Source organism: Paenibacillus sp. BIC5C1 (assembly GCF_032399705.1).
Lineage (GTDB): Bacteria > Bacillota > Bacilli > Paenibacillales > Paenibacillaceae > Paenibacillus > Paenibacillus taichungensis_A.
This window is the reverse complement of the sequence record NZ_CP135922.1, coordinates 5,575,812-5,597,477: the sequence shown is the minus strand read 5'-3', so window position 1 is coordinate 5,597,477 and position 21,666 is coordinate 5,575,812. Positions and strand designations below refer to the sequence as shown.

17 protein-coding genes and 1 pseudogene are annotated in these 21,666 nt (G+C 46.7%); 14 read left to right on the top strand and 4 right to left on the bottom strand.

Annotated features, from left to right (window positions below):
- The first annotated feature begins 339 nt into the window (after positions 1–339).
- From alaS to RS891_RS24985, 10 genes are all read left to right on the top strand, one after another.
- On the top strand, positions 340–2,970 hold the full coding sequence (gene alaS, locus RS891_RS25030; protein WP_113053440.1) for an alanine--tRNA ligase: 2,631 nt from the start codon (positions 340–342) through the stop codon (positions 2,968–2,970).
- A 277-nt stretch (positions 2,971–3,247) separates the two neighbouring features.
- A complete protein-coding gene (locus tag RS891_RS25025) occupies positions 3,248–3,508 on the top strand; it encodes an IreB family regulatory phosphoprotein (RefSeq protein WP_024633073.1) in 261 nt (86 codons plus the stop codon).
- Between the two features lie 125 nt (positions 3,509–3,633).
- Complete coding sequence (gene ruvX, locus RS891_RS25020) at positions 3,634–4,050, top strand: Holliday junction resolvase RuvX (RefSeq protein ID WP_076287768.1); 417 nt, start codon at positions 3,634–3,636, stop codon at positions 4,048–4,050.
- 12 nt (positions 4,051–4,062) lie between these two features.
- Positions 4,063–4,362 (top strand): DUF1292 domain-containing protein, encoded by a 300-nt coding sequence (locus tag RS891_RS25015; RefSeq protein WP_024633075.1) that lies wholly within the window; start codon positions 4,063–4,065, stop codon positions 4,360–4,362.
- Positions 4,363–4,677 (top strand): DUF1292 domain-containing protein, encoded by a 315-nt coding sequence (locus RS891_RS25010; protein ID WP_024633076.1) that lies wholly within the window; start codon positions 4,363–4,365, stop codon positions 4,675–4,677.
- Positions 4,678–4,756: 79 nt separating this feature from the next.
- A complete protein-coding gene (gene mltG / locus RS891_RS25005; protein WP_258530644.1) occupies positions 4,757–5,797 on the top strand; it encodes an endolytic transglycosylase MltG in 1,041 nt (346 codons plus the stop codon).
- 15 nt (positions 5,798–5,812) lie between these two features.
- On the top strand, positions 5,813–6,742 hold the full coding sequence (locus tag RS891_RS25000) for a peptidase U32 family protein (RefSeq protein WP_315793523.1): 930 nt from the start codon (positions 5,813–5,815) through the stop codon (positions 6,740–6,742).
- A gap of 17 nt (positions 6,743–6,759) precedes the next feature.
- Entirely contained in the window at positions 6,760–8,088 is a 1,329-nt protein-coding gene (locus RS891_RS24995) for a peptidase U32 family protein (RefSeq protein ID WP_113053442.1), read from the top strand.
- 235 nt (positions 8,089–8,323) lie between these two features.
- Positions 8,324–10,606: a methyl-accepting chemotaxis protein gene (locus RS891_RS24990; protein ID WP_258530645.1), complete on the top strand. Its 2,283-nt coding sequence runs from the start codon at positions 8,324–8,326 to the stop codon at positions 10,604–10,606.
- Between the two features lie 123 nt (positions 10,607–10,729).
- Positions 10,730–12,538: a peptidoglycan D,D-transpeptidase FtsI family protein gene (locus RS891_RS24985; RefSeq protein ID WP_315793522.1), complete on the top strand. Its 1,809-nt coding sequence runs from the start codon at positions 10,730–10,732 to the stop codon at positions 12,536–12,538.
- On the opposite strand, the gene RS891_RS24980 is transcribed toward RS891_RS24985, so the two are convergent.
- Entirely contained in the window at positions 12,517–13,713 is a 1,197-nt protein-coding gene (locus RS891_RS24980; protein WP_315793521.1) for an AI-2E family transporter, read from the bottom strand. The genes RS891_RS24985 and RS891_RS24980 overlap by 22 nt on opposite strands.
- A gap of 186 nt (positions 13,714–13,899) precedes the next feature.
- On the opposite strand from RS891_RS24980, the gene RS891_RS24975 reads away from it, so the two are divergent.
- Positions 13,900–15,300, top strand: a complete 1,401-nt coding sequence (locus RS891_RS24975; protein WP_315793520.1) for a polysaccharide deacetylase family protein — start codon at positions 13,900–13,902, stop codon at positions 15,298–15,300.
- A gap of 103 nt (positions 15,301–15,403) precedes the next feature.
- On the opposite strand, the gene ilvD is transcribed toward RS891_RS24975, so the two are convergent.
- The 3 genes and pseudogenes from ilvD to RS891_RS24960 form a co-directional block, all read right to left on the bottom strand.
- Entirely contained in the window at positions 15,404–17,089 is a 1,686-nt protein-coding gene (ilvD, locus tag RS891_RS24970) for a dihydroxy-acid dehydratase (RefSeq protein WP_113053445.1), read from the bottom strand.
- A 316-nt stretch (positions 17,090–17,405) separates the two neighbouring features.
- Positions 17,406–17,654, bottom strand: a pseudogene (locus RS891_RS24965) (KGG domain-containing protein); the annotation flags it as partial.
- 112 nt (positions 17,655–17,766) lie between these two features.
- Complete coding sequence (locus RS891_RS24960) at positions 17,767–18,819, bottom strand: acyltransferase family protein (RefSeq protein ID WP_113053446.1); 1,053 nt, start codon at positions 18,817–18,819, stop codon at positions 17,767–17,769.
- 221 nt (positions 18,820–19,040) lie between these two features.
- Between RS891_RS24960 and RS891_RS24955 the strand changes: the two genes are divergently transcribed.
- The 3 genes from RS891_RS24955 to RS891_RS24945 all read left to right on the top strand — a co-directional run bounded on the left by RS891_RS24955 (position 19,041) and on the right by RS891_RS24945 (position 21,613).
- The gene (locus tag RS891_RS24955; RefSeq protein WP_113053447.1) at positions 19,041–20,006 is read left to right on the top strand and encodes a sugar kinase; all 966 of its coding nucleotides are present in this window, start codon (positions 19,041–19,043) and stop codon (positions 20,004–20,006) included.
- Positions 20,007–20,092: 86 nt separating this feature from the next.
- On the top strand, positions 20,093–20,758 hold the full coding sequence (locus tag RS891_RS24950) for a bifunctional 2-keto-4-hydroxyglutarate aldolase/2-keto-3-deoxy-6-phosphogluconate aldolase (protein WP_063566860.1): 666 nt from the start codon (positions 20,093–20,095) through the stop codon (positions 20,756–20,758).
- An 87-nt stretch (positions 20,759–20,845) separates the two neighbouring features.
- The gene (locus RS891_RS24945) at positions 20,846–21,613 is read left to right on the top strand and encodes an alpha/beta fold hydrolase (RefSeq protein WP_315793518.1); all 768 of its coding nucleotides are present in this window, start codon (positions 20,846–20,848) and stop codon (positions 21,611–21,613) included.
- The last annotated feature ends 53 nt before the right edge of the window (positions 21,614–21,666 follow it).

Sequence of the window (21,666 nt, the reverse complement as noted above, 5' to 3'; positions counted from 1 at the left end):
AAATCGATGATGAAATGAAGTACGCCGAGGGTTCCTTTCCTCAGAGAATAGACTTCTTCGGATCAGATGTAATCTGAGCCCGATGGCTGGAAGAGTCTTGAAAGTTGAAGCGGCGGAAAGCTGATTTCGGAGTGCAGGACAACCCTGCCGGGAGCGACCGTTATTTCGCATCAACGAGGAGATTGTTTGTTTCATCTGCGGATGAACAGCAATAACCAGGGTGGTACCGCGATTATAATCGTCCCTGACTATCAGGGGCGTTTTTTGTGTTTGTTTTTACTTGTTAACAACCCGGAGCAAACATGCACCGGACTATTATAATAATTGGGGGCACACCGTATGAAAGCCAGTGAAATCCGGTCCAAATGGATAGAATTTTTTGCAAGTAAAGGTCACAAAATCGAGCCAAGCGCATCGCTTGTACCTCATAATGATCCATCCCTTCTGTGGATCAATGCGGGTATGGCACCGTTGAAACCGTATTTTGACGGTCGGGAGAAACCGGAGAACCCGCGTCTCGCCAACTCCCAAAAATGTATTCGTACAAACGATATTGAAAATGTCGGTAAAACTCGCCGTCACCATACGTTCTTCGAAATGCTCGGTAACTTCTCCATCGGAGACTATTTCAAGGAAGAGACGATTACTTGGGCATGGGAATTTCTCACAAGCAAAGAATGGATCGGTTTCGATCCGGAACGTCTCTCCGTAACGGTATACCCTGAAGACGAAGAGGCCTTCAAACTGTGGAACGAAAAAGTAGGCTTGCCTGCTGAGCGTATCATCAAACTGGATGAAAACTTCTGGGATATCGGTGAAGGCCCTTGTGGACCATGTACCGAAATTTTCTATGATCGCGGCGAAGCTTATGGCAACGATATGAATGATCCCGAGATGTATCCAGGTGGGGAAAATGAACGTTACCTGGAAGTATGGAACCTGGTATTCTCCCAGTTCAATCACAACAAGGACGGCAGCTACACACCGCTTCCGAACAAAAATATTGATACAGGTGCAGGTCTGGAGCGTTTTGCATCCATTCTGCAAAATGTGGATTCCAACTTTGACACAGATCTGTTCCAACCGATGATTCAAAGAACAGCGGCTCTTGCCGGTGTGAAATATAATGACAGCGTAGAAATTGACGTTGCACTGAAAGTTATTGCCGACCACATTCGGACCGTTGCCTTTGCTGTAGGTGATGGCGTACTGCCAAGCAATGAAGGTCGCGGATATGTCATTCGCCGTTTGCTCCGTCGTGCTGTACGTTACGGAAAAGTATTGGGACTCGACCGTCCATTCCTGTATGAACTGACAACGACTGTTGGTGAAGTGATGGGGATGTACTATCCGGAAGTCGTGGACAAACAGGAGTTTATCGCTAAAGTGATCAAAACCGAGGAAGAGCGTTTCCACGAAACACTCACAGATGGTCTGGCTATTCTGGCTGATATCAGCGGCACAGCCAAGTCCGAAGGACGTACGGTTATTAGCGGGCCTGAAGCGTTCAAACTGTATGATACGTACGGTTTCCCGTTTGACCTGACAGAAGATTATGCAGCAGAGCATGGTCTGACAGTAGATCGTGAAGGTTTTGATGCTTCCATGCAGAAGCAGCGTGAGCTTGGTCGTGCAGGACGTCAGGAAAACGAGAGCATGAAGGTTCAAGGCGGACCACTTGCTGATCTTGCGGTTAAAAGCGAGTTTGTTGGTTATAATGACCTGTTGACGGAAGCAAAAGTGGTAGCCATCGTTGCTGGTGACGCACTGGTAGACTCCGTAAGCGAAGGACAGACATGTCAGGTCATCCTTGACAAGACTCCGTTCTATGCGGAAAGTGGCGGACAAGTGAGTGACCAGGGCTTGCTGCGCGGAGCAAGTGTAACAGCAAAAGTGCAAGGCCTGTTCAAAGCTCCGCTGGGACAACACGTACATCTGGTGAGTGTAGAGTCCGGTGAACTGCGTGTAGGTGATGTGATTAAAGCTGAAGTGGATGCGTCCAAACGCGGCGATATTATCAAAAACCATACCGCAACCCATTTGCTGCACAAAGCGCTCAAAGATGTGCTCGGAACACATGTAAATCAGGCAGGATCACTTGTAGAGCCTCAGCGTCTGCGCTTTGACTTCTCGCACTTCGGCAGCATTACACCGGAAGAATTAACAGAGATCGAGCGTCAGGTGAACGAGCAGATCTGGAATCGCCTGAACGTAAACATAGAACTGAAAGCTATTGATGAAGCCAAAGAAATGGGCGCAATGGCATTGTTCGGTGAAAAATACGGCGATATCGTACGTGTGGTACAAGTCGGAGATTATAGTTTGGAACTTTGTGGCGGCTGTCACGTAAATAATACATCAGAGATCGGTATCTTCAAGCTGGTGAGCGAGAGCGGTATCGGCTCCGGCGTACGTCGGATCGAAGCTGTGACTGGCCGTGGCGCGTATCTGTATGTAGAAAGTCAGCTTGAATTGCTCAAACAATCCGCAACCCTGCTCAAAGCAAATGTGACGGATGTGCCTAAACGCATTGAAGGACTGAATCAGCAATTGAAAGAAGCTGCCAGAGAGACTGAATCACTTCAAAGCAAACTGAGTGCCATGGAAGCAGGCGCATTAACAGATCAAGTGGTACAAGCAGGAAACACACAATTGCTTGCAGCTCGTGTCGATGCTCCGAATATGGATGCACTGCGTACAGTGGCTGATGAATTAAAAGTAAAACTGCCTGATGCAGTACTCGTACTGGGTGCTCCCTCTGATGGCAAAGTGAATTTCGTTGTAGCTGTCCCTGCTGAACAGGTAAAACAAGGGCTGCATGCAGGTAAAATCGTCAAAGAAGTTGCGGCAGTATGCGGCGGCGGAGGTGGCGGACGTCCTGATATGGCGCAAGCCGGAGGCAAGGATGCAAGCAAGCTGGATGAAGCGTTGAAACTGGCTGTTTCGCTAGTTAGCGGGCATATTGCATAAAGCGAACAAGTGGCTTTCAAACGCCAAAACTATAGTTCGAACGGTTCTGTTCGTTTATACGGTGGTTGGATCGGGATGCTTCTTCCCGTCCAACTTTTGTACCCGAGAGCGAGTGGAATCGAATGATGCAATATGCTGAAGCCAGTAAAGGACAAGCAAAAAACACAATTGGCTTATCCTTTGTTTACTTGTGGCAGTCAGAATATGTTATTATATAAGCAGAAATCAATTCGGCAGGACATGGTCCCCATGTTCATGCAGGAGCGAGGTGTCATCAATGGACTCCATGGATAAGACGGTTAAATTTAATGTGAAAGCCGACGAGCAGGAAGCATCCTCCAAAGAGATTCTTCTCACGGTATATGATGCACTGGTGGATAAGGAGTATAATCCTATTAACCAGATTGTCGGGTATCTGATTTCTGGAGACCCCGCATACATCCCTCGTCACAACAATGCACGCAGTCTGGTCCGTAAAAAAGAGCGTGATGAGCTGATTGAAGAGCTTGTTCGTTCTTATCTGGCCAATCACCGGTAATGTACACCGCTTCCGCTGTGATGCAGCTATGCAGGCAGCGGGAAATGAACCGACAGAAGACAGCCTGAAGCTTGAGAAGGCGAATATTGTTCGACCTGAGCAGGCTTGAGGATGGGAGAGCATGGATGAAAATATTAGGTTTGGACTATGGGGACCGGAGAATCGGAGTTGCCGCTAGTGACGCCTTCGGTTGGACTGCCCAGGGATTGGAAGTACTTGAACGCCGCCGGGATGAAGGTGAGTTCGCTCGGATTGCGGAGCTTGTGCGTGAGCATGAGATCGGCGAGATTGTTGTCGGACTTCCCAAAAACATGAACGGCACCGTAGGGCCGCGTGGTGAAATATGCATTGCTTTTGCCGAACGCCTGCGGGGCGAACTGAATTTACCTGTTCACCTTTGGGATGAACGACTGACAACCATGGCAGCAGAACGAACGTTGCTTGAAGCGGATGTCAGTCGCAAAAAACGCAAGCAGGTTGTGGACAAAATGGCCGCAAGCTTGATTTTGCAAAATTATTTGGATGCCAATAGTAAAAGGTGAGGGGGATCAACAATGGCTGAAGATCAACTGGGTATGGAAGAAGAATCGGAGATTATTTACATTGCGGATGACGAGGGTAATGAAGAGGAATTCGAAGTCATCATGAAATTCGAAGTGGACGGTTCGGAGGCCAAGTACATGATGGTTGCTCCGGTTGAACCCGAAGATGGAGAGACGGATGTTTATGCATTCCGTTATGAAGAAGAGGGCGACGATATTAAACTTTTCGTCATCCAAGATGATGCCGAATGGGATATCGTCGAGGAGACGTTTAATACATTTCTTGCAGAAGATGAAGAGGAAGCGAACTAAATGACAGAATACAGCCGCGAAGACTTGAAATGGACAGATTCGCTGCGTCTGGCTTTTGGTGCTCACGTTGAGCTGGAAGAAGAGAACGGTAAATCGCATCCGTATGACCTGCTGGCCGAGTTTGAAGTGAAGGGCCAACAGTATGCGGTGCTCCGCAGTTCATTACGTCCCTATGACGAAGTTGAACTTCTGCGGGTTTTACCGGGAAGTGAAGGCCAGATCATGCCGGAATTAGTTACGATTGACGATGATGATGAGTGGGAGAACATCTCTGAACTGTATGATGAGTGTACACTCCCCATTGACGAAGATTGATTGATCAGCTTCAAATTGAAGAAACCGGAAGGGCGGAGAAGTCCGCTCTTTTTGGTTGTGTAAAGGAGTTGTGTCTTTTTTGAAAGGAAAAGCGATTTTAGTCTTTCTGCTTATCATCGTGGTTGTTGTCGGAGGCGCAGGTGTATATGTCTGGAGCATGATGCGTCCCGTACAAGCATCCACAGAACCGATCGTTTTCGAGATCAAGAGCGGGTCAGGAACTTCCAAAATTGCCGACCAGTTGGAGCAGGAAGGTCTAATTCGAAGTGGTTTAGCCTTTAAGGGATACCTGAAATGGAAGAAACAAGGATCGAATTTTATGGCAGGTACATATTCCTTAAATCCAGGTGTGTCATACGATGAGATTATTAGTAAACTGAGTAACGGTGAGGTTGTGCCTGAATCCATGGTCAAGTTTACTATTCCTGAGGGATATACAGTATTGCAAATGGCGGACAAACTATCTGCTGAGGGAATTGTGGATCGTGAAGAATTTCTCAAGCTTGCGAATGATCCATCTGCTTTTGATATCGACATCATCAAGGACATTCCAGTGGATGAAGAACTGCGATATGTGCTGGAGGGATATCTGTTCCCGGAGACGTATGAGCTCAAAGAGGGAAGTTCTACTCAAGAGGTCATGCAGCGAATGCTTGAGGAATTCCAGACCAAAATTGATTCTATCCCTGATTTGGCATCCAAACTCAAGGAGAGAAATCTGTCTTTGCATGAAGTGTTAACGATCGCATCGCTCGTCGAGAGAGAAGTCGTGGTGGATCAGGAGCGCGCGCTTGTGGCAGGTGTGATCTATAATCGGATCAAGCAGGATATGAAACTGGAGATCGACGCGACAGTGCAGTATTTACTGGATAAGCCGAAGGCCAGACTGCTTTTCAAGGATCTGAAGGTACAGAGTCCCTATAATACGTATCTGAACAAAGGGCTGCCACCAGGACCGATTGCAAGTCCAAGTCTGGCATCCATTGAGGCAGCGTTGGAACCGGAAGCTTCGGATTACCTGTTCTATGTGACCAAGAAGGATGGTACATTCGGACATTTGTTTGCCAAAACGTATAAGGAACATCAGCAAAATATAGCCAAAAGTAAGGCTGCGCAATAAGCGGAGGGGATGTATATGAGTACGAAACATGAACTGCTCGTTACGGCGGCAAATGTGAAAGAGGCAGAGGTGCTGCTCCAAGCAGGAGCAGATGCTTTGTTAATTGGGGATGATCGCTTCGGCATGCGTCTTCCTGGCAGCTTCAGTGTGGAAGAAACAGCAGAAGTCGTTGCCGTTGCAGCGAAACATCAGGCTCGTGTATACGTGTCTATGAACAATCTGATGTCCAATGAGTTGCTAAAGGAATTACCTGAATATGTTCAAGCACTGGGTAAAATCGGTATTCATGGGGTGGAGTTCAACGACCCATCTGTGCTCGCCGCTATTAAGGAGCATGCTCCTCATATCCAGCTGCACTGGAACGCTGAGATGACATCGACCAACTATGCAACAGCCAACTACTGGGGAACCAAAGGGGCGAGTCGTGTTGTGCTTGCTCGGGAATTGAATATGGACGAGCTGACAGAAATGGTTCCATTTTTGAAGGTGGAAGCTCAGGTACAGGTTCATGGCATGACGAACATTTATCATTCCAAACGGAGTCTGGTGCAAAGTTATATGTCCCATCAAGGGCGTCCTGTAGAAGGGCATTTGGGTAAAGAACGTGGTTTATTTCTGATTGAGGCTGAACGCCGGGATGAGAAGTTTCCGATCTATGAAGATGTGAACGGAACTCATATCATGAGTTCGGAGGATATCTGTATTCTCGAAGATCTTCATCTGTTGATGGAGGCCGGGGTACACAGCTTTAAAATTGAAGGTATGTTAAAACCACTTGCGTATAACGAAGCTGTTGTACGTGCATACCGTATAGCTCTGGACAGTTATGCGGCTGATGCCGATGCTTATGCATTTTGTGAGGAATGGCTGGACGAGGTTCGTCAATTGCAGGACCCTGAACGGGAATTGTCGTTTGGATTTTTCTATAAAGAACAGGTGTATTAATAGACGAGGTGAACAACATGGAAACAGTGGCGGTACAGCGGAAGTTCTCGGGTAAACGTAACCGTCTGGACAAACCGGAGTTGCTTGCTCCGGCGGGCAATCTTGAAAAACTCAAATTTGCAATCCATTATGGTGCAGATGCTGTGTATATCGGTGGACAGGCATACGGATTGCGTTCCAACGCGGATAACTTTACCTTTGAAGAAATGCGTGAAGGTGTGGAATTTGCCAAAAAATATGGAGCCAAAGTTTTCGTGGCAACCAATATTTATGCACATAATGAAGATATCGAAGGTATTCAAGCGTATTTGCAAAACTTGTATGATGCAGGAATTGCAGCTATTATCGTAGCAGATCCAGCAATTATTGAAGTTGCTCAGCGTGCAGTACCGGGTCTGGAAGTGCATTTGAGTACACAACAATCCACTCTGAACTGGCAAGCTGTGAAGTTCTGGAAGGATGAAGGCCTTCCACGCGTCGTTCTTGGACGTGAGACAAGCTTTGAAGAAATTGAAGAAATCAAGGCTAATGTGGATATCGAGATCGAAGCCTTTATTCATGGAGCGATGTGCTCGTCCTATTCCGGACGTTGTGTGTTGTCCAACCATTTTACGGATCGTGACTCCAACCGGGGTGGCTGCTGCCAATCCTGCCGCTGGAAGTATGATCTGTTTGAAGATGCCCGGGAAGATACCGTGTGGGTCAGCGAAGAAGAAATGCAAATGCAGGCACCTGCACCATTCAAATTGGGAGAGAACCAGCTGCCCCTATTCCAGGAGCAGGACAATTCTTTTTCCATGGGTTCGAAGGATCTGTGCATGATTGGGCATATTCCTGAGCTGATTGATGTTGGTGTGGATAGCTTCAAAATCGAAGGCCGCATGAAGTCGATTCACTATGTGGCTACCGTGGTTAACGTATATCGTCAGGCTATCGATTCTTATATGGCTGACCCGGAGAACTATGTATTGAAGCCTGAGTGGGTAGAGGAAATGAACAAGGCAGCGAATCGTCCACTGAATACCGGATTTTTCTATGATACACCGGATCATGAGGATCACATCTATGAACCGGAAGAAAAAGCGGTACCTTTCGACTTTGCTGGATTGGTTATGGACTATGATGCGGCTACAGGAATGGCGACCATTCAACAGCGCAATCATTTCAAACCTGGACAGGAGATCGAATTTTTCGGTCCAGGAGGCCACTTTTTCAAACAGGTGGTTGGGGAATTACAGGATGAAGAAGGCAATGTAATCGATGCAGCCCGTCACCCGTTACAGCGTGTAAAAATGAAGGTGGATCAACCTGTTTCCTACTTTGATATGATGAGAAAAAAGAAGTAGGTTTAAATGCCTAGTTTTTAACAAAATAATGTTATGTTTTAACAATATAGTGTTATAAAATTTACAAATTCGACCTCCGTATATCGGTATATGGGGGTCTTTTTTTTATAGAAAAATAGGAAAAAAGTTGTAATAAATTTCGAGAAAACGAAAGGGGAAAGGAGAAAGCTGTCGAATACTACATATTTATAGGGGAGAGAAAGAAAAATCCAACAAGTAAATTACTGGCAGGTGAATGGGATTGGTTCAAAAGAAGCAGAAGGACAGTGGGGAAGAGTTGACAATACCCGAGAAGGTTAAGCCCGAGAAGGTTCAGAAAGTGAAGAAAGAAAAAGGTGTTAAAAGTAAGACAGGGGATACCTCAGGCAAAAAGTCTTTTACATTGGGCTCAGGTAAGCTGAAGTCGGGGTGGAACAAGACCAAAAACCAGTTGAAGAATCAAAACTGGAAAGATGTTGGGGGAACAACGTTTACGCAGATTAAGAAGGCTAATCCCGTTAAATCGGTAGGCGTTAAGCTGTTTTTGGTCTTTTTCGTAGGAATCATGTTTTTTGTCATTGGTCTAGGTCTATTATCCTATGCAAAAGCCAAAGATACGATTGAGAAGAATGCATCCCGATCAAATCAGGAAACCATTGAACAAACCAAACAAAAAATGGACATTATCCTGGAACGGTTCGTAGATACATCCACACAAATTTTCTTCGATCCGGAAATGCAGTCCTTGCTTCAGAAGATGTCTGATAAGAATTTGTCGGCATATGATACGTTTGTGAATTCAAGCTCCATCAACAAACAATTATCGAATATTGCTTTTACGAATAAATCTATGGAAGCGATTTATCTTGTGCCTACAGACGAAACAAGGTCTACCATGGGCACAGGTAACAGCAGTTCTTCCATGGGCGACATCCGGAATGAGAGCTGGTACGACGAGTTGGTACAAGCAGGTGGATATCGCTGGCTTCCAACGGAAGTCAAAGAGGATGGCAGCACACCAACGTTCCGAATTGCCCGTTCAATGAAGAATCTGCAAGGGACAACCCAGTCCTATGTGTTAATCATTGAATTGAAATTGGAGGTTCTGGAGCAGCAATTGAAATCACTTGACTTGGGTGAAGGCGCAGTCCTCCAGCTCATTGCTCCGGACAACAAGGTAGTAGCTTCAACGATTGCTGATCGTACAGGGAAAGATACGGATTTGGCTTTCATAAAAGATTTGAAAGAAAAATCCGGCAGCACGAATACGGAGTATACGATGGATGGAAATTCAACCAATATGCTGGCATCATACAGCACCATGGATACATCCGATTGGAAACTGATCGGGATGGTTCCAACTTCGATCCTGGTTAAAGATGCCAAGGGTATTCTTACACTGACTTTGTGGATGGCATTGATTGATGCCGTTATTGCGATACTGATCGGTATTTGGATGGTTCGCATGATTGCCCGCCCAATGGGCAAATTGAAAGATCTGATGCAAGAAGGTGCAAAAGGGAACCTCAAGGTGCGTACACCTTATAGCTCCCAGGATGAAATTGGTCAATTATCGGCTGCATTCAACCTGATGATGGAGCAAATTACGAAACTTGTGGAGCAAACCAACCGTTCCGCACAGGAAGTATTGGATACCGCTTCTGAGCTGAGCAGCGCATCCAAGAAAACAGCAGTCTCCGCTTCAGAGATTGCCGTAGCCACTGAAGAAATTGCAGGTGGAGCAAGCAGTCTGGCAACAGAAGCGGAGCGTGGAAACGAATTGACCGACAATATCTCCCGTCAGATGGAGAGTGTGGTCGCCGCGAATGAACAAATGGGTGATTCAGCCCGTCATGTAGAGAAATCCAGTCAAACAGGTACACAGCATTTGAACCAGTTGATGACCAAAACGCAGAAGACAGAAGAAATGATTGGTGCGTTGGTAAATAAGGTAGATTCCTTGAAAGAGAGCACGTCCTCTGTTCTGAAGGTGCTTGACGTCATGCAGAATATTACCAAACAAACAAATATTCTCTCCTTGAATGCAACAATTGAAGCCGCTCGTGCCGGTACAGCTGGACGCGGATTCATGGTGGTAGCAAATGAGGTTCGTCAGTTGGCTGAACAATCCAGACAGTCCATTGATATGGTGGGCGACATTACTGACAAGATTATGACCGAAATGAATGAGACGGTGGATCAATTGTCTGCAGCTTATCCATTATTTAAGGAACAGATGGATGCCGTAAAAGATACCAATGTAATATTTGCTTCAGTACAGCAACAAATGGGTGCTTTTGTTGAGAGTCTGAGCATGGTCACCGGCTCAATCGGAGATTTGAATCAATCTCAAGGTACGTTGTCCGAAGCGATGAGTAATGTCAGCGCAGTAGCTGAACAATCTTCTGCAACGTCCCAGGAAGTTGCCTCCTTGAGTAGTGAACAACAAAATATCAGTAACCAACTGGTGAATTTGTCTGCAAAACTGGAGAATGTGTCCACAGAATTGAAAGATACATTGTCTCGCTTTACAGTCTAATTCGAACCTGTTTGCTTCAATTGAGAAGCCTGTCCCTAATATGGGACAGGTTTTCTTGTTGTTACCGAATAATTCCATTCCGAATGAAGAATACTATGCCAAAACGCTGAACGGGGTGTCCTGATGCTTTTACAACTGAAGCGGCGCATTTATATTACATGTATTCTTCTTACGGGTTTATTTATTTTGCTTATGATTCGTTTAGCTTGGGTTCAGGGCGTTCAAATCAACCGCACGATGCCAGGATTCCAACGTACCGTTCGTGAAATGTCCGTATTGCAGCGAGAGCGAGGAGTGGTACTGGATACGGGACGAGGCCAATTTACCGATTATAAGGGTCAACCCTTAACAGGCAAGCTGGAATGGGGGTTGGTCCTTTTTCCGCATCCAAATCAAACAAGTCATTCATATCCATCCATAGTGGCAAATTCGGAGGTTAAGGAATTGGCTGCTCTCTTACATACTGATGTGAAGTCGTTACAAAAGGAATGGAATCAAGGAAACGCACCCCATTTCTGGACAGCAGGTGCCAACCAGCCCAGAACGTTGACCAATTCTCAGGTTGCCCGACTACGTGAATTGAAGGCAGACGGAGCGAGTGTGTATCCTTTTATGACGAGATATGGACAAGCCGCTACGGGCATGCAATGGTTGGGTTATCTTGCTGAACAGCCTGGATTCTCAAATATACAGTTGGGTCACAAAAATGAGGTCAAGCAGCCTTTTACCATGAAATCTGGAGCAGCCGGGTTGGAAAGAACAATGGAACCTTTATTGATGGGCATTGGGCCTACCTTGTTAACTCGTATGGTTACAGGTTCAGGAGAAGTTATTCAGGATATCCAGCCACGCGTGATTGCACCCTCTAATACACACTACCCATTGCGTGCAGAGACGACGATCAATATCGATGTGCAGCAAGGGATAGAGCAGATTGTGAAGAAGTCCGGAATGAAGGAAGGGGCTATCGTTGTGCTGGATGCAGCCAATGCAGACGTACGTGCAATGGTTTCGGCGCCGTTCTATAATCCGCAGCATGTGAACCCTAAACAAACGGCTTGGGCAAATCGTGCCGTGCAGGGAGCTGTACCGGGTTCAATATTCAAAATCGTTACAGCAGCGGCCGCACTGGAATATCACGCTGTATCCAAAGGGGAAACTTTCCATTGTGATGGCGAGTTTGGGAAATACGGTCTGTCCTGCTGGAAGGAGCATGGGCATGGGACATTGAATCTGGAGCAGGGATTTGCCGAGTCTTGTAATATTGTATTTGCTGAGACTGCACGTCGGCTCAGTATGGAGCAGCTGGAACGTACGGCGGATGCTTTGGGATTGGCACGTACAGTTGGCTGGGAGGGAAAGAAGGCTTCAGGTATGCCGGTGCTGCATCATTTCGATCATGAGGATGCAGGAAGAGTGAGACTGCCTTCCGTCTCTCCTCAGGATGAAGGAGCCAAGGTACAGACGGCTATCGGTCAGCGGGACGTTCTGGTTACTCCTTTACAAGCGGCCAATTTGATCGTTACGCTTTTGCATGATGGCAAAGTGAGCGCTCCACGCCTCGTTCAGCGTATCCGATATGCCGATGGAGATACGATGCTGGATATGCCGATACATGATTCACCATCTTCAGCAGGACGGATCTCTCCAGCTACAGCGCATCAGCTGTTATCCTGGATGAAGAAGGTTGTTAGTGACGGAACGGGAAAATCCCTGCAACATGCACGGTGGCAGGTGGCAGGGAAGTCAGGCACAGCACAGGTACAGCAGCACGGAGAGAAACGTAACCATCAATGGTTTATTGGGTATGGGCCTACGGAACAACCCAAATATGCTGTAGCTGTCCTTGTCCAAAACGTTGCTCCAAGCAGCCGTCATCAAGCAACGGCGATGTTCAGAAAAGTGATGGACTATTTGGCTGAATCCTCGTGATTACCGGGAGAAGCAGGCTCTTGCACCGAAGGCTCAACATTCATATCAGGGGTGGTGCTGCCCGGTGTGTCCATCACTAATGGGGAAGATTCGAATTCATCCTTCGGCAAATGGATCCATTGCTGGAGATATCCTTGTTGCAGCAGTTCTTTGAGTAGAATCAGCAGCACGGGAGACAATACCACGCCAGCCAGACCAAAGACAGAGAGCGAGATCAGCATAAAAGAAAGCATCAAGTAAGCGGAAGAAACCCCGATTGAATTACCCGATATTTTGGGCTCCAGCAGTTGGCGTGTCAGCATGGTTACAGCAAGGACTACAATTAAGCCAATCGCAAGGCTGCTATTTCCCACAATGAACAGATACACAATCCACGGAATGAAAATAACAGGAACACCCAGCAATGGAACGAGATCAAAAACGGCACAGATGGCTGCGATGGTGAAGGCATTGGCAGTTCCCAGAATTAACAAGCCTGCATAAATCAATACAAAAGTAATCAGCATCATAATCATCTGGGCCTTCAAATACGAACGGATCGTCTTGAACACATGATTCCGCATAAATTCAAGAGCCAGCTTTAACGTTTTTGGTGTTTTGGCGCGGGCAAATTTCCGCCACGATTCAATCTCAATGCTGAGAAAGAACGCGAGAATGATGGCAATCCCGAAATTAGTAATAAAGGAAGAAAATGAACTGAGAAAACCGATCACGAATTGCGCACCGCTGGTTACCCATTTGGACAGGAATCCGGTCAGTGTCGCAAAATAGTCATTAACCTTATCGGTTATTCCGTTAGGTAAGGCATCAGACTTGTCCTGGATGAAATAAACCAGATTGGTGAATTCATGCTGAATCAACTCGATATAATAAGGGAAATTATCCTGCAAATTAGAAATTTGGGATACGATAATTAACCCCAATCCAAAAAAAGCAGCAACAATAACTGCAAGAAACAATAATACTGAAACGGCGGCACCCAAGGTTTTGGGCAATCCTTTACGATGTAGAAATCTTGCCAGAGGTTCGATCATCCAATACACTATAAATGAAAGAAAAACTGGCGCAGCCAATTGATATAATCGACTAAAACCGTACATGATAAAGTACACGGTTAATACGAGCAGCGCAATGTCAAAGACGGTGCGCCCGTATTTTTTGTAAAGCGGCAGCATGGGCAGGGCTCCTTTATACGTCATTAAGGTAAAAATTAGGATGCATTTATTGTACACGATAGCAATCTTTTTGGGAAAAGAGGATTCAAGAAAAGGCTGAATTATGATAAAATTAAAGGCGGTTTATTTTGGTTAGTGCTATATTATGGCACGGTAATTCAGCAAGAGAAGCGGGGAGTTTGTAGCATGACAAATTTACTTCAGAGCATATTACTGTGGTTATTGTACATTTCATCGTTTTACGCCTTTATTCCGAGTTTGGTTAGCAGACTTTTCGGTTTTCGTGTGTTCAGGCGCGGGAGAAGTGAGACGGAGTTTTCCTTAACATTTGATGATGGGCCGGACCCGGAATACACGCCCAGATTGCTTGATTTACTGCGTCAGTATGAAGCAAAGGCAACGTTTTTTGTAGTCGGGGAGCATGCAGCCCGTCATCCCGAGCTCATCCAGCGCATACATGAGGAAGGTCATCTTCTCGGAATTCATAATTATATTCATAAAACCAATTGGTTGATGCGGCCGCGTACGGTTCGAGATCAGATTCAACGAACAGGTCAGATTATTCAAGGGGTAACGGGGGTGAGAACTTGTTATTATCGTCCACCATGGGGCATTATGAATCTGTTTGATTTCTTCAGTAAAAAAGATCGCCGTATTATTCTGTGGTCGTCCATGTTTGAGGACTGGAGAAGCAGTGTGGGCGTTGAGAAATTGACGGAACGAATGTTGAAGGAGCTAAGGGGCGGAGAGGTCATGTTACTGCATGATCGAGGGACTACCCTCGGCGCTGATGCACACGCGCCGGAGCAGATGCTTCAGGCGCTCGAAGTCGTATTGCAGGAAGCAAACAGGCAGCAGTTGCACAGTGTACGCATCGATACGTTGATGGGAGGCGTTACGGTGAGCGAATCTAAAAATGCAGGTCAACCACAAACACTTTTATCACCTTGGAAACGTATGGTTGTTGCGTTATGGCTAGGCTGGGAGAAGTTGTTTCATTGGGTATATCATTTGCATACTGCATCACCAGAGGACCCATTATTACACTACCGCTCCCGCGTATATCATGGAGCATTGGTTGAAATGAACGACGGTCATGTCATTCGTAACGGAGATCCGGTTATTGAACTTCATTTTGATAATAAAAAGCTTTTCGATCTGGGTATGACATCACGCTCAAGTATGCATCTGGCCATTCGCATGATTCGGGCCATGGAACAGCAACTTCCTGATTTGGCCCGGCAGGTCGCACTTGAACCTGAACTTCGTTCAGCCAAGGCTCTGTACGGTGTGAGTATGATTAACCGGGGACCGGAGAAATTTGGGTTTACGGTTCGGGAGTTGGCTCCTGGGCCATTCAGTTCTGCATCCAAAGTGTATCTGAAACTTCTGCTAAGCGTCATTCATCCGGCTGGAACAAAACGACTGAAGCAGCGATCCGAACAATTGGTTCCAAAAATGATTGCCATGCCGCTTGATGTGCTGCTGGATCGATATGGTCAGCACGCATTGGTAGCAGCAACAGCGGAACAGTCATCAGAGGAATTGTTGGTTCCTGAACAGGATCTTGTACCTGAACGAAACTGATTGCGAAATGAATAAAGAAAAGGGTTGCCCTTCGCCGAAGTCGGCTGAAGAGCAACCCTTTATTTATGTTTCTGGTATAGAAATTCACCAGATATTACTTGAATTAGATACTCAGTACGCCGCCGTTGCTTGCATTCGTTACCAGTTTGGAATAACGAGCGAGGTAACCGGTTTTTACTTTCGGTTCAAAGCCTTTCCAACCTGCGCGACGACGTTCGAATTCTTCGTCACTGATATGCAATTCGATGATGCGGTTGTTCAGATCAAGTTCAATGATGTCTCCTTCTTCAACAAAAGCAATTGGACCGCCTTCAGCAGCTTCCGGAGAGATATGTCCGATACTGATTCCGCGGGATGCGCCAGAGAAGCGTCCGTCGGTGATCAGACCTACTTTGGCACCAAGGCCCATACCTACGATCTGGGAAGTAGGAGCGAGCATCTCAGGCATACCTGGTCCGCCTTTCGGTCCTTCATAACGGATAACAACAACATGTCCTTCTTTTACTTTGCCGTTCGCAATGCCTTCAAGCGCTTGTTCCTGGGAGTCGAAGCAAATAGCAGGACCTTTGTGGTATCCGCCAACCGATGGGTCAACAGCACCGACTTTGATGATAGCTCCTTGTGGTGCAAGGTTACCAAACAATACAGCCAGTCCGCCTTTTTCCGAGTGCGGATTATCCAGATGATGGATGACATTTGTATCTTGGATTTCCTGACCTTCAACGTTCTCACGGATCGTTTTACCCGTTACAGTAATGCAGTCTCCGTGAATAGCACCTGGTTTCTTGAGCAATTCGTTCAGAACAGCACTTACGCCACCCGCATTGTGAACGTCTTCGATGTGAAGATCGGAAGCAGGTGCCAATTTTGCCAAGTGAGGAACGCGGTTAGCAACTTCATTGATTCGCTCGATTGGATACTCGATGCCTGCTTCATGAGCCAGTGCCAATGTATGAAGTACCGTATTTGTGGAACCACCCATAGCCATATCCAGTGCAAAAGCGTTGTCGATGGCTTCTACAGTAACGATATCACGTGGTTTCAGATCCATTTTGATGAGTTCCATCAGTTGTTTAGCGGATTGTTTAACAAACTCACGACGCTCAGGAGCAACAGCCAGGATGGTTCCGTTACCTGGCATAGCCAGTCCCATCGCTTCAGCCAGACAGTTCATGGAGTTCGCAGTGAACATACCGGAGCATGATCCACATGTTGGACAACCGAACTGTTCAAGTTCAAGCAAGCTCTTATCATCGATTTTACCAGCTTGATAAGCACCTACGCCTTCAAATACGGAAGTCAGGGACAATGCTTTACCGTTGCTGTCACGACCTGCCTTCATTGGACCACCGCTGACAAACACGGTAGGGATATTACAGCGGAGTGCACCCATCATCATGCCTGGTGTGATTTTGTCACAGTTCGGGATACATACCATGCCGTCGAACCAGTGTGCAGATACAACGGTTTCCACGGAATCCGCGATAATGTCACGGCTTGGCAGCGAGTAACGCATACCAATGTGTCCCATGGCAATTCCGTCGTCAACTCCGATGGTGTTGAATTCGAATGGAACGCCACCGGCTTCACGAATAGCTTCCTTTACAATTTTACCGAATTCCTGCAGGTGGACATGGCCGGGCACGATATCGATGTAAGAGTTACATACGGCAATAAATGGTTTGCCAAAGTCCTCTTCTTTAACGCCCGCTGCGCGGAGCAAACTGCGGTGCGGTGCACGGTCAAAACCTTTTTTGATCATATCGGAACGCATCTTCTTGGCTGACATGGTGTATTTCCCCCCAAATTTATAATATTGAGCAACATGAATGGAAATATAAATGGCAGTGCATCTGTCGTTTAATTTCATCCGTACTCTAAAAAAATAGACCAGTGATACTGGTTTCGAGCTTCCCGTAGTTTGTGAAGTTCTTTGCTGCTTTAAACCCGTGAACAACCCGGTTTTTCTATAGAGTCTATCACAACCGTCGTCATATTTCTACAATTCAATAGAAAGAAGCTTCAATCCATTAGTGGAATGAAGCTTTCTTGATTTGATGCACGGGCTCAGGTGATCTTTCACCGCTGCCCATGGGGATTGGCTAACTACTCCCGCCTTTGCGGCCAATCTCCCGATAGAATTCTTTATTATGAGTTTCGGAAGTTGCTTCTCCACCCTTGGTTCCAATTTCCTTATAGAACTGAGAATCATGCGCATCTGAAGTCGCTTCACCACCTTTTTTACCTATCATTTGGTAGAAGCTCCGATCATGCTTTTTGGATGTGGCCTTGCCACCTAACCTACCGGCTTCCTCACGACTCATTTTGTGTTCAGACGTCTGTGGACGTGCCATTACAAATCACTCCTTATATCATAAGTAGATTGTTGTAGCGCGTATTCCTACTTACCACAACTTTTCCAGCCTGAAACAAGTCGATTTGGATGGTAAGGAGCAGGATTTCAGTTCATCTGAACCAGGATGCTGAACGTTTTAATACCCCTTGACGATTGAACTGGAAGCGGGAAATATCGGGCTCAATGAGAGGGCGGAAGGTATGACGGATGGCTGGGTGGGCCAGCGTTACAGCGAACAGTAACGCAATGGAGACAATCACCGGGATGTACAAGCTGGTCTCCATATAGTTGTAAACCCCGGACCAGACCGCCAAGCGAACGAGAAATCCATGTAGAAGGAACACATACAGCGTGCGTCGTCCCAATTCAGTCAATCTGGATGTTAATGGAGGGACCCATGCGAGAAATAATGCGCCTGACCCGATTTCAAGTGCATAAATTCCGAGGCGGTAAATTCCTGCAAACCACTCATGATGTCCAAGCTCTGCGTAAGTCATGCTTCCCAGTAACCAGCCTGGTGAAATGTTGAGCCCTCCGAGTCCGATCCAACCAAGAAGAGCAGCAGACAACGTAGCTGCAATTTTACGACCCCAGCCGGATCGCAAACGGGAGCGGATGGACGCTCCGTAGTCATACCCGATAACAAAGAAAGGAAGAAATACAAATGTTCGGCTGAAGCTCAGCCAGAAACCGTCAATGGGTAAATATCCGGCACATACCCCCAGCATCACGGCACCGAGTAGTCTGTAGATCGGTTTCCAGGAGAGTGTGAGACGAAGCAACAGTCGCCAGCAAAAATGACTTGCCAGAAACCAGAGCAATAGATAAGGTGCAAAGAAAGACAAACGCATATGCGGTGTATGGAATACGGTGAAATCCATTACTGCATAGAGGGACTGAAACAGAAGGTACTGTAATGCAATCTGTTTAAGCACATTGCGGCCAGATGTACCTTTGAGTGAATGTCTGGCAAAGTAGCCGGTTACCCATACAAACAGCGGCATGTGAAACGTATATATCCACAGAAACAGAGCCTCTGCTCCTGCAAAACGCGTAATGATTGGTTCGAGAGCATTGCCCGCTAGTACACAGACAATAAGCATAAAGCGCAAGTTGTAAAAAAAGGAATCCTGATCGTTGTGAATGTTAGTCGGTTTGTTCATGTTGTAGCCCCCCTGATAACCCTTGGCGATTGCAATCTGGTTCTGTAATAAGGGTAATATGGATGTGTAATATTCATTGTGATATATTTCACATGAGAAAGCGCTATCCTTTCTCAAAGCTGTGACAACAAAATGAACGCTCCGGGATTGACAACGGTTGCATAGAGGCTGACAATGGGGAAAGAAGATGAGGAATTGTAAATATAAGGAGGGGAGAATTCATGTCGACGAATACCCGCCGAAGCCCTGAAATTGTTACGTTTGGGGAAAGCATGGGTTTGCTGACAGCAAAGGATACAAGAGGCCTCGAATATGCAGCGACATTAGACAAATCATTTGGTGGCGCAGAGAGTAATCTGGCCATTGGTGTATCCCGGCTTGGGCATACCAGTGGTTGGTTTGGCCGTCTGGGTAATGATCCGATCGGTAACATGATCTTGAAGGCTATTCGTGGTGAAGGTGTAGATGTATCCAGAGCAAGGATGAGTGAGAAAGAGTCCACCGGTTTGATGATTCGTGAGAACGCTTCCGGGAAAGCCTCGGTGCACTATTATAGGAAGCTATCCGCTGCAAGTGCAATTACTCCTGAAGACCTGGACCCGGATTATATTGCGGGTGCGCAAATCCTTCACGTTACAGGCATCACTGCAGCAATAAGCGCATCGGGACTTGCTACTGTTGAAGCTGCTATACATATAGCCAAGCAGGCTGGTGTGAAAGTGAGTTTTGATCCGAATCTGCGTCTTAAATTGTGGTCAGCTGAAGAAGCGCGGCCTGTTCTGCTTCGTCTGGCAGAGCAAGCTGATTATTTCTTGCCGGGTCTGGACGAGATGAAACTTCTGTATAACGAGGAAGATGATCAAAAAGTACTTGAGCGTTTGTCCGCCATGAAAGCAGTCTGCATCGTTAAGGGCGGTCCTGATTTGACCTACGTATTGGTGAATGGTACCCTAACGGAAGTTCCGTACTTCAAGGCAGATCATGTCCTGGATACGGTCGGGGCAGGAGATGGATTCTGTGCGGGCTTTTTGTCCGGACTTATTAAAGGATATTCTCCGCAGGAGGCGACCCGTCTCGGGAATTTGACCGGTTCCATGGTTATACAGGCTGTTGGCGATTGGGAGGCGCTCCCGACGTGGGAGCAGGTCGAGGCCAAGCTGAACAATGTAGCTCATGTTGAGCGCTAGTCGCTGCTGATATCATATATGTCTCATCTTCGTTCATTAATGTAAGGCTTGTAATAGACAACCACATTGACAAGGGAGAGAATGAAATGAAGAAGCTTCAGCTGCTGCAAAAAATAACGGACAGTGGGGTTGTTGCGGTTCTGCGTGCAGATTCTGCTGATCAGGTTATCGCCATGGCCGAACAAGCCATCGCGGGTGGCATCAAGATTATCGAGATTACGATGACTGTGCCTAGTGCCCTCAAAGCCATCGAGAAATTAAGCCGTGTATACCATTGGAACACACAAGATCCAGAGAAATTTGCCATTATTGGAGCTGGAACAGTGCTTGAACCCCAGACAGCGCGTGCCGCGATTATGTCAGGTGCCGAGTTTGTTGTAGGTCCTTCTCTGAACCCGGACACTGTGAAAATCTGCAACTTGTATCGGATTCCGATTCTTCCAGGGGTGATGACCATTGCGGATGTACAACGTGCGTTGGAACTAGGCGTGGATATTGTGAAGTTGTTCCCGGGTAATCTCTACGATCCATCTATAATTAAAACAATGAAGGGACCTATGCCGCAAGCGAATTTCATGCCAACCGGTGGGGTTTCCTTGTCCAATCTGGGTGACTGGATCAAGGGAGGCGCCGTTGCTGTAGGTATTGGGTCGGACCTTACAGCGGAAGCAGTGAAGACGGGGGACTTGAGTCATGTTCGCCGCAAAGCGGAACAATATATGGATGCTTACCGCAAGGCCAAGGCTGAATAGCGATGAATGATGGAGAATGGGAGCCTCAGGAATGAAGGCTCCCATTCTGCAAGCCGCGGCACCTGCGGAAGTGCAGAAAGGTGATGAATGTTGAGAAACCGATATAATACAGGGCGTAAGAAAAGGGGCATCGGGAAATTCCTGCTCGTTCTTCTGGCGCTCATTGTCATTGGGTGTGGGTTTGTGGCCTGGAAGCTGTTTACGCCTTATGGACCACAGGAGATGGCTCAGACAGCAATGGAAACTGCAAATCAGGTGACAGTAACTGAAAAAGACAGCTGGATTGATTTTGTACCGGACAAATCTGCTGGGGTGAGTGTTATTTTTTATCCAGGTGGATTGGTTAAACCGGAAAGTTATGCACCTCTTGCCCATGAACTTGCGGCAGCAGGACATCATACCATTATTGCGAAAATGCCGGTTAATCTCGCGGTACTCAAGCAGAATCTCGCAGATGATATTATTAAAGCTTATCCGGATGAACAATTTGTTATGGGAGGCCACTCTCTTGGTGGATCGATGGCGGCACGTTATGCGGCTTCCCATCCTGTTGCACTTCAGGGCATCTTTTTCCTCGCATCCTATCCGGATGAAAAAGGCAGTGTGAAGTCATTGGGGATACCAGCGTTATCCATACTGGGTACGAATGATGAAGTTGTGAATGCAACAAAGTATCAGAATGGTCGGGCATATTTACCAGAAGATACGGTGTATTACACCATTGAAGGTGGCAACCATTCACAGTTTGGTGACTATGGCCATCAGAGCGGTGACGGCGAACCTGGAGTCAGTGAAGAGGAGCAACTGTCCCAAACGGTTAAAACGACTTTAGGCTGGCTGGATACAATCAAGTAACCTGCAAGTTCAACGGTGAAAGGGACTAATCCATAGCAGAGGGAACTGGAGGT

What these genes read in the sequence shown, in the direction of transcription:
- RS891_RS25015 (WP_024633075.1), top strand. Translation starts at nt 4,063, where the DNA reads ATGGCTGAAGATCAACTGGGTATGGAAGAAGAATCGGAGATTATTTAC.
- RS891_RS24950 (WP_063566860.1), top strand. Translation starts at nt 20,093, where the DNA reads ATGAAGAAGCTTCAGCTGCTGCAAAAAATAACGGACAGTGGGGTTGTT.
- RS891_RS25010 (WP_024633076.1), top strand. Translation starts at nt 4,363, where the DNA reads ATGACAGAATACAGCCGCGAAGACTTGAAATGGACAGATTCGCTGCGT.
- RS891_RS24990 (WP_258530645.1), top strand. Translation starts at nt 8,324, where the DNA reads ATGGGATTGGTTCAAAAGAAGCAGAAGGACAGTGGGGAAGAGTTGACA.
- RS891_RS25025 (WP_024633073.1), top strand. Translation starts at nt 3,248, where the DNA reads ATGGACTCCATGGATAAGACGGTTAAATTTAATGTGAAAGCCGACGAG.
- RS891_RS24985 (WP_315793522.1), top strand. Translation starts at nt 10,730, where the DNA reads ATGCTTTTACAACTGAAGCGGCGCATTTATATTACATGTATTCTTCTT.
- RS891_RS24955 (WP_113053447.1), top strand. Translation starts at nt 19,041, where the DNA reads ATGTCGACGAATACCCGCCGAAGCCCTGAAATTGTTACGTTTGGGGAA.
- alaS (WP_113053440.1), top strand. Translation starts at nt 340, where the DNA reads ATGAAAGCCAGTGAAATCCGGTCCAAATGGATAGAATTTTTTGCAAGT.
- RS891_RS25000 (WP_315793523.1), top strand. Translation starts at nt 5,813, where the DNA reads ATGAGTACGAAACATGAACTGCTCGTTACGGCGGCAAATGTGAAAGAG.
- RS891_RS24945 (WP_315793518.1), top strand. Translation starts at nt 20,846, where the DNA reads ATGTTGAGAAACCGATATAATACAGGGCGTAAGAAAAGGGGCATCGGG.
- RS891_RS24960 (WP_113053446.1), bottom strand. Translation starts at nt 18,819, where the DNA reads ATGAACAAACCGACTAACATTCACAACGATCAGGATTCCTTTTTTTAC.
- RS891_RS24980 (WP_315793521.1), bottom strand. Translation starts at nt 13,713, where the DNA reads ATGCTGCCGCTTTACAAAAAATACGGGCGCACCGTCTTTGACATTGCG.
- ilvD (WP_113053445.1), bottom strand. Translation starts at nt 17,089, where the DNA reads ATGTCAGCCAAGAAGATGCGTTCCGATATGATCAAAAAAGGTTTTGAC.
- RS891_RS24975 (WP_315793520.1), top strand. Translation starts at nt 13,900, where the DNA reads ATGACAAATTTACTTCAGAGCATATTACTGTGGTTATTGTACATTTCA.
- RS891_RS24995 (WP_113053442.1), top strand. Translation starts at nt 6,760, where the DNA reads ATGGAAACAGTGGCGGTACAGCGGAAGTTCTCGGGTAAACGTAACCGT.
- ruvX (WP_076287768.1), top strand. Translation starts at nt 3,634, where the DNA reads ATGAAAATATTAGGTTTGGACTATGGGGACCGGAGAATCGGAGTTGCC.